The 7,172-nt window shown below is 48.3% G+C and carries 7 protein-coding genes and 1 other RNA gene (1 of these 8 only partly in view); 7 read left to right on the forward strand and 1 reads right to left on the reverse strand.

Features of this window, described 5'->3' with window-relative positions; all coding sequences use genetic code 11:
• Nucleotides 1-67 precede the first annotated feature (67 nt).
• The 7 genes from rho (at nt 68) to recR (ending at nt 6,446) form a co-directional block, all read left to right on the forward strand.
• A complete protein-coding gene (rho, locus tag HPL003_RS08030; protein ID WP_014279136.1) occupies nt 68-1,402 on the forward strand; it encodes a transcription termination factor Rho in 1,335 nt (444 codons plus the stop codon).
• Nucleotides 1,403-1,552: 150 nt separating this feature from the next.
• The gene (locus HPL003_RS08035) at nt 1,553-2,824 is read left to right on the forward strand and encodes a radical SAM family protein (protein ID WP_014279137.1); all 1,272 of its coding nucleotides are present in this window, start codon (nt 1,553-1,555) and stop codon (nt 2,822-2,824) included.
• A gap of 157 nt (nt 2,825-2,981) precedes the next feature.
• Nucleotides 2,982-3,179 (forward strand): 50S ribosomal protein L31, encoded by a 198-nt coding sequence (gene rpmE, locus HPL003_RS08040; RefSeq protein ID WP_014279138.1) that lies wholly within the window; start codon nt 2,982-2,984, stop codon nt 3,177-3,179.
• A 107-nt stretch (nt 3,180-3,286) separates the two neighbouring features.
• Nucleotides 3,287-3,553, forward strand: an RNA gene (gene ffs / locus HPL003_RS27385) — signal recognition particle sRNA large type.
• A gap of 157 nt (nt 3,554-3,710) precedes the next feature.
• Nucleotides 3,711-5,462, forward strand: a complete 1,752-nt coding sequence (dnaX, locus tag HPL003_RS08045; RefSeq protein ID WP_014279139.1) for a DNA polymerase III subunit gamma/tau — start codon at nt 3,711-3,713, stop codon at nt 5,460-5,462.
• Nucleotides 5,463-5,508: 46 nt separating this feature from the next.
• The gene (locus HPL003_RS08050) at nt 5,509-5,820 is read left to right on the forward strand and encodes a YbaB/EbfC family nucleoid-associated protein (protein ID WP_013308226.1); all 312 of its coding nucleotides are present in this window, start codon (nt 5,509-5,511) and stop codon (nt 5,818-5,820) included.
• 26 nt (nt 5,821-5,846) lie between these two features.
• Nucleotides 5,847-6,446: a recombination mediator RecR gene (gene recR, locus HPL003_RS08055; protein WP_014279140.1), complete on the forward strand. Its 600-nt coding sequence runs from the start codon at nt 5,847-5,849 to the stop codon at nt 6,444-6,446.
• Between the two features lie 51 nt (nt 6,447-6,497).
• Here recR and HPL003_RS08060 read toward each other — a convergent pair whose 3' ends face one another.
• Nucleotides 6,498-7,172: the 3' portion of an IS4 family transposase gene (locus tag HPL003_RS08060; RefSeq protein WP_014279141.1), read on the reverse strand. Its footprint extends 465 nt past the window's final position; the window shows 675 of its 1,140 coding nt (coding positions 466-1,140); the start codon falls outside the window, past its right edge — the gene reads right to left on this strand; its stop codon occupies nt 6,498-6,500.

The following is a 7,172-nucleotide window of genomic DNA, read 5'->3' on the forward strand; positions in this document are numbered from 1 at the left end:
CGTTTATGATATCATTGTCTATCATTTAGTTTTGAATGGACTTAATAATTGAATAGGTGGTTATTATATGGATCTGCAAATTTCCGATCTGGAAGAAATGAAGCTGACCGATCTGTACAAGCTGGCCAAGCAATACCAGATCCCGTACTACGGAACGCTCAAGAAAAAAGAATTAGTTTTTGCCATACTGCGTGCACAAGCCGAGAAGAGCGGATTAATGTTCATGCAGGGGGTTCTGGAAATACTTCCTGAAGGTTACGGCTTTCTGAGGCCGATCAATTATCTCCCGAGCACCGAAGATATTTACATCTCTGCTTCACAAATCCGCAAGTTTGACTTGAGAACAGGTGATCTAGTATCCGGTAAATGCCGGACTCCGAAAGAGAATGAACGATATTTTGGATTGCTTCAAGTTAACGCCGTCAATGGAAGAAGTCCTGAACAAGCTGCTGAGCGGCTACACTTTCCTGCACTGACTGCACTTTACCCACAAACCAAGTTAGTTCTTGAAACTACCCCCAATAATTTGTCTACGAGAATAATGGATATATTAGCCCCTGTCGGACTTGGACAGCGTGGACTCATTGTGGCACCTCCCAAAGCTGGTAAGACACTTCTCCTCAAAGAAATTGCCAATAGCATTTCTACCAACAATCCCGAGATTGAGCTTTTTGTCTTGTTGATTGATGAACGTCCGGAAGAAGTGACCGACATGCAGCGTTCTGTTAAAGGTGAAGTTGTTGCTTCCACTTTTGATGAACTGCCTGAGAACCATATCAAGGTAGTGGAATTGGTTCTAGAGCGTGCCCTTCGCCTCGTAGAGCATAAAAAAGATGTGGTTATCCTGCTGGATAGCATTACTCGTCTTGCACGTGCCTACAACTTGGTTATTCCAGCATCTGGTCGTACGCTTAGTGGGGGTATTGATCCCGGGGCCTTCCACCGTCCGAAACGCTTTTTTGGTGCGGCGCGGAATGTGGAAGAGGGCGGAAGTCTTACCATTTTGGCCACGGCGCTCATTGATACAGGATCGCGGATGGATGACATTATCTATGAAGAGTTTAAAAGTACAGGCAATATGGAGCTTCATTTGGACCGCAAGCTTGCGGAACGCCGCATATTCCCGGCTATTGATATTCGTCGCTCCGGTACCCGGCGTGAGGAAATGTTGTTAGGCAAGGAAGAATTGGACACCATTTGGGCCATTCGTAAAAATATGACGGAAAGCCACGATTTTGTGGAGGGCTTCCTGAAGAAATTGCGGAACAGCAGTAATAACGCAGAGTTTTTGGCCTCGTTTGATACAGCGGCACCGTCCAGCGGGTCACAAAGCACTTCAAGCACTCCGCAACGGAGAACCACGCGTTCAACCGCAGCATCGGCTCCAGCTTCAACCAACTAAAACCAGCAGCATAGCTACCCTGAATAACAATGATCAGACTACGGATAATCGTAATTTCCATGATAGGTATTTATCTGTTCCTCAAGCACGCAGCCGTCACGGTTCGATTGGTTTCAGGCGTGCGCTTGACGGAACGAAAGGAGCTCCACAATGTATTTGGTGTATGCCGACGAAAAAGGCAATGTATATGATCATGCTTCTTTGTATGGGCTTGCCCGCAGTGCGGACATGATTGTTGAAATCATGGAAGATGAGCTTATTCCGCTACCGGAAGGAGCTACGCTGGTAAGTCTGCCCAACACACGCCCGGTCGGTATGAACCCTGAATCCGGGGAAATGATTTCCTTGCCAAGCGATATGCAGGCAGTGGGGGCCTTGTTACCTCAAGGCTTTACACGTTTGTGCCTGCCAGGATATGTGAAGACCGATAAGGAGTATAAGCTCCCCTTGTTCGGCTATTCGGCCGTGGTCTGGAAAGATGGAGCTTTCTATGTAACGGCAGAGCGGAGTGACAACCCGTCCAAATGGAATCCAGAAAACTGTGACCGTCACGAGGTAAAACAGGGCGTGCAGCGGATGACAGAGCAGTACCCGGAAAATCGGCTGTACCAACATTTGTCCAACTGTGCATTAGGCTATGAGTGCCTTACTTCCTCGAACACGTTTCTGAATCGCTGGGAGGGTGGAGTTCCGGTATCGTATTCTTGTAATGCCGGATGCTTTGGTTGCATATCGGAACAGCCGGATGACAGTGGTTTTGTATCCCCTCAGACGAGAATGAACTTTCGCCCTCGTGTCGATGAGATTGTGGAAGTCATGTTGGAGCATTTGAAAACACCGGAGTCCATCATTAGTTTTGGTCAAGGGTGTGAAGGTGAGCCTTCTACTCAGGCCAAATTGATTATTGATTCAATCAAAGAGGTCCGTTCCGCTACAGATATGGGATACATCAATATCAATACGAATGCAGGCTTGAATGATCATATCCGGGGAATCGTAGATGCTGGACTTGATCTGATGCGGGTCAGCACGATTAGCGCGCTGGACGATCATTACAATGCGTATTACAAGCCGCGTGGCTACACGTTAGCCAATGTGGAAAAATCACTTCGTTATGCTTCCGAGCAGGGTGTATATACGTCGATTAACTATTTGATTTTTCCGGGCGTGACAGACCGCGAGGAAGAAATCGAAGCGATGATTGAGTTTGCCAAACGCACCAAGCTCAAGCTTATTCAGATGCGCAACCTGAATATTGATCCCGAAAGCTATCTGGAGCTGATTCCACCTGCCCAAGGAGAGATTCTTGGCATGAAGCAAATGCTTGAGATTTACCGGGAGGAACTGCCCGATGTCGTTATCGGGTCTTACACCCACGTACCACCTCAAGGGCTGGCGCGTCCCAAATTTGCCAAGGCCTAAAACGGCCAATGGCGGGTTGAACTGCATCTGTTTTACGCCATTTTTGGATACACAAAAGAGTTGTTGAAACGCTCATATCCAGGTGCTATAATGTGAACATGTGTTCATACAACTCTGGGCTGATAGGACGTTCAGGGCGGAAAGAGGTGAAAGTTCAATGCAACAAGCTATTCAACCGAAATTTAACGTAACTAATGTCACTTGTGCTTGCGGAAATACGTTCGAAACCGGTTCTGTGAAAAGTTCTCTGCGCGTGGAGATTTGCTCCGCTTGCCACCCATTCTTCACAGGGAAGCAGAAATTCCTTGATGTTGGCGGCCGTGTAGATCGTTTCAAGAAGAAATACGGTATCTAATCGATTACCGCAGGTTATAAAGTTATTAGAGCCTTCTGCTATTGCAGAGGGCTCTTTTTGTTGTAGATGTTTGCTTTTTGTGCGGCCTTGAGATATACTTATTTTCACCGTGCTAGATGGGGAGGTAGCGGTGCCCTGTAACTCGCAATCCGCTATAGCGAGGTTGAATTCCTGTTAGAGGTGTTGTTGATGTGAGGCTGGTCCCTGCGCACAATGTTGACGGTTGGGTCCTCCGCAATGAGTACTTGTGAACCTGGTCAGGTCCGGAAGGAAGCAGCCATAAGCAAGAGCACTCTTGTGCCGGAGGGTAGCCTAGCCCGAGTTGTTGTTCAGGATTGCCGCTCGGATCACAACGATCAATAACAGGTGCACGGTATATATTGGGAATTAGAACATCTTGGCAGTCATTGCGAAGATGTTTTTTTGTGTTTATAAATTGGAAGGTGTCCGGTTTAGATTCGGACGGGAGTATAGTATAATGAAGTGAACATTAATGTTCATGAAAGTGAATGGGAAAGAGGGTAACGCGCATTGGAACATATAGCGTTGTACCGTGCTTGGCGACCTCAGTCGTTCAAGGACATGGTAGGACAACAGCATATTATCCAGACATTGCAGAATGCCATCCGCGAAAATCGCACGTCCCATGCCTACCTGTTCAGCGGTCCGCGAGGAACGGGTAAGACGAGTGCGGCCAAAATTTTGGCCAAGGCAATTAACTGTGAGCATGGACCGGCACCGGAGCCTTGCAACGAATGCGAAGCCTGTAAACGGATCACGGCCGGAGCGGTCATGGATGTACAGGAGATTGACGCAGCCTCCAACCGGGGCGTTGAAGAGATTCGTGATTTGCGCGATAAAGTCAAATATGCGCCGACGGAAGTACGGCACAAGGTTTATATCATCGATGAAGTGCACATGCTGACGACGGAAGCGTTCAATGCGTTGCTTAAGACGCTGGAAGAACCGCCGCCACACGTGATGTTCATATTGGCTACGACAGAACCGCACCGAATTCCGGCGACGATCATTTCGCGTTGTCAGCGTTTTGACTTTCGGCGGGTATCGCTAGAGGAGCAGACAGAGCGGCTTGACCTCATATGTCGACAGGAGAACATAGAGGCTGATTCGGACGCATTGCAGTACATTGCGCGTCTGTCAGATGGCGGAATGCGGGATGCACTTAGCGTTCTGGATCAGATATCTTCGTTTACAGACGGTCGGGTTACTTATCAGCAGGTGCTGGATATGACGGGAGGTATTGCGTCTGAACAATTCGGTAAGCTTGCCTTGGCATTGCTGAAAGAAGATGTCAGCACAGTACTGCAAATGATTGAGAACTTTATGCAAGAAGGTAAAAGCGCAGATAAATGCATGGAAAATCTGCTGTACTATTTCAGGGATCTGCTTATGATTAAGATGGTACCGCAGGCAACTAAAATGACAGAGCGCGTGCTGGAGCCGGAGCAGTTCAAGGAAGTGGCAGAAGCTTTCACCAAGGAGCAGCTTTTTAGCATGATCGACACGCTTAATCGCTATCAGAGCGAGATGAAGTATGCCGTTCAGCCGCAAACCTTGTTTGAGGTAGCTCTATTGAAGCTGTGCAGCATTCCTGGGGCAGCTGGCGCCGCTACTCAGCCAACCGCACAGCATTCCGGTGCTGCTGCCAATCAGGAAGACGTAGCCGTTTTGAAGCGTCAGCTTGCCGAGCTGGAGAAGAAGCTGGAACGCGCGTTGCAAGGCGGATTGGCTGCCGGGGCAGGGCAGGATGCATCGTCGGGGAGCCGCCAGGCCCCCGGAGGGCGTGCACCCGCTCCGCGGATTTCTGCGCCAGTCAAGCTTCCTTCGCAGCTAGACGGCTATATCGCCGAGAAGTCTGGGGAGGCATTTGCGGCAGTGGGGCGTAAGTGGAGCCAAATTTTGCAGGGAGTCAAAGAAGCGAAAGTCACAGTTCATGCATGGTTTATGGACGGCGAGCCAGTGTCTGTATTAGAGGATAGTGTACTCGTGGCGTTTAAGAACAACATTCACCGTGAAACTACTGAAAAGCCTGCCAACAAGCAGGTCATTGAGAAGGTTCTGCACGAACAGTTGGGCCATCCCTATCGTCTGGTGACCATGATGCAAAAGGATTGGAATGCTGCGATTGAAGGAGTTCCCGACCAGCCTGCCGAAGAATTCCAACTGGAGCAGGAGCATGACGCGCCGGGAAAGTCCAAGGAGCCCTGGATTGATGAAGCTATTGAACTTTTCGGGGAAGATCTGGTAGTTATAAAGGATTAAAATCAAAGTGTCTGGATGTATACTTCATTAAAGGAGATGATTTGAAATGAACAATATGAACCAAATGATGAAGCAAGTGAAAAAAATGCAGGAGCAAATGCTGAAAGCCCAAGAGGAGCTTGGTGGAAAAGTAATTGAAGGTACTTCCGGCGGCGGTGTTGTGACTGTAGAGGTAAACGGACATAAAAAAGTGCTTTCCATCACAATCAAACCGGAGGCTGTAGATCCTGATGATGTGGAAATGCTGCAAGATCTCGTGTTGACTGCGGTCAACGATGCTTTGTCCAAAGCAGATGAGCTGGCTAATGATGATATGGGTAAATTTACAGGCGGGATGAAAATTCCAGGCTTGTTCTAGACTGCGCATAAAGGAGAAACACACTATTGTATTATCCGGAGCCGATTGCAAAGCTGATTGATGCATTTACGCGCCTGCCGGGAGTGGGGCCGAAGACGGCTGCCCGGTTGGCTTTTCACGTTCTGAAAATGAAGGAAGACGATGTGATTGATTTTGCCAAAGCGCTGGTCAATGTGAAACGCAATCTTCACTTCTGTTCCGTCTGCGGCAATATTACGGACACGGACCCTTGTCGGATCTGTCAGGATAAGACGAGGGATGCTTCCGTCATTTGTGTTGTTCAGGATTCCAAGGATTTGGTAGCTATGGAGCGCACCAAAGAGTTTAATGGCTCCTACCATGTGCTTCATGGGGCGATCTCTCCTATGGAGGGAATTGGCCCTGAGGATATCAAGCTTAAGGAATTATTGAACAGGCTCAGTGATGAACGCATCAAAGAGCTGATTTTGGCTACGAATCCGAACATTGAAGGAGAAGCGACGGCCATGTACATTTCCAGGCTGGTGCGTCCTTTTGGGATCAAGGTTACCCGTATCGCTCACGGATTGCCGGTTGGCGGGGATTTGGAGTATGCCGATGAGGTTACACTGTCCAAGGCGCTGGAAGGCCGCAGAGAGCTGAACTAATAAGTACCTGTATACGTTATAGATATTTTTAGTGCCGATTACGTCTGTTGATTAACCAGAATAAGTAATTTGATTCATAGAAGCAGAGACACGCTTAAGAAGAACATCCTGAGTCTGGATCAGCCATTCCACCGGTAGATTTTGCAGAAGAAAAAGACGAGAAAATCGAGCAAAGGAAAGAATGGCATGTTTGGGCCATGTCCCTTGAGCGGCATCAAATAACCATTTAAGCAGGACATAAACGATGAGCGCACAAAAGAGTTGCCCATAGACCGCATTTTCGGTTGTTCCAAACAGCGTTGGAATATTCAAATGTTGCTTGATCCAACGGAAAAAGACCTCAATCTGCCATCGAGCTTTATACATCTGTGCGATTTGTTCCGCTGTGACCTGCATTAAATCGGTAACGACTCGGATTACTCGACCTTCAAAATCTCGAAACATCACCACACGATGACGTTGCTTGGAACGACACTGCGGTGTCCCCAACTGGCAGGTGATATCCCGAATGACAGAAGAATCTGCTTTCTGGAGACGGGAAAGGGCATGAGGTTTTTCCAAATGGACGTTGTCGCGAAGCCGAATGACAAAGGATTGTCCTTGGATTTTGAAGTCGTCCAGACGCTCCAGTTTCCCATAAGCACGGTCCATCACCACAATGTAGTCCGGTTGAGCCAACGTTTCACTCATGGGGCCATCATGCTTGGAACCCAGGGTTTCAATCAC

This window comes from Paenibacillus terrae HPL-003, from assembly GCF_000235585.1.
Lineage (GTDB): Bacteria > Bacillota > Bacilli > Paenibacillales > Paenibacillaceae > Paenibacillus > Paenibacillus terrae_B.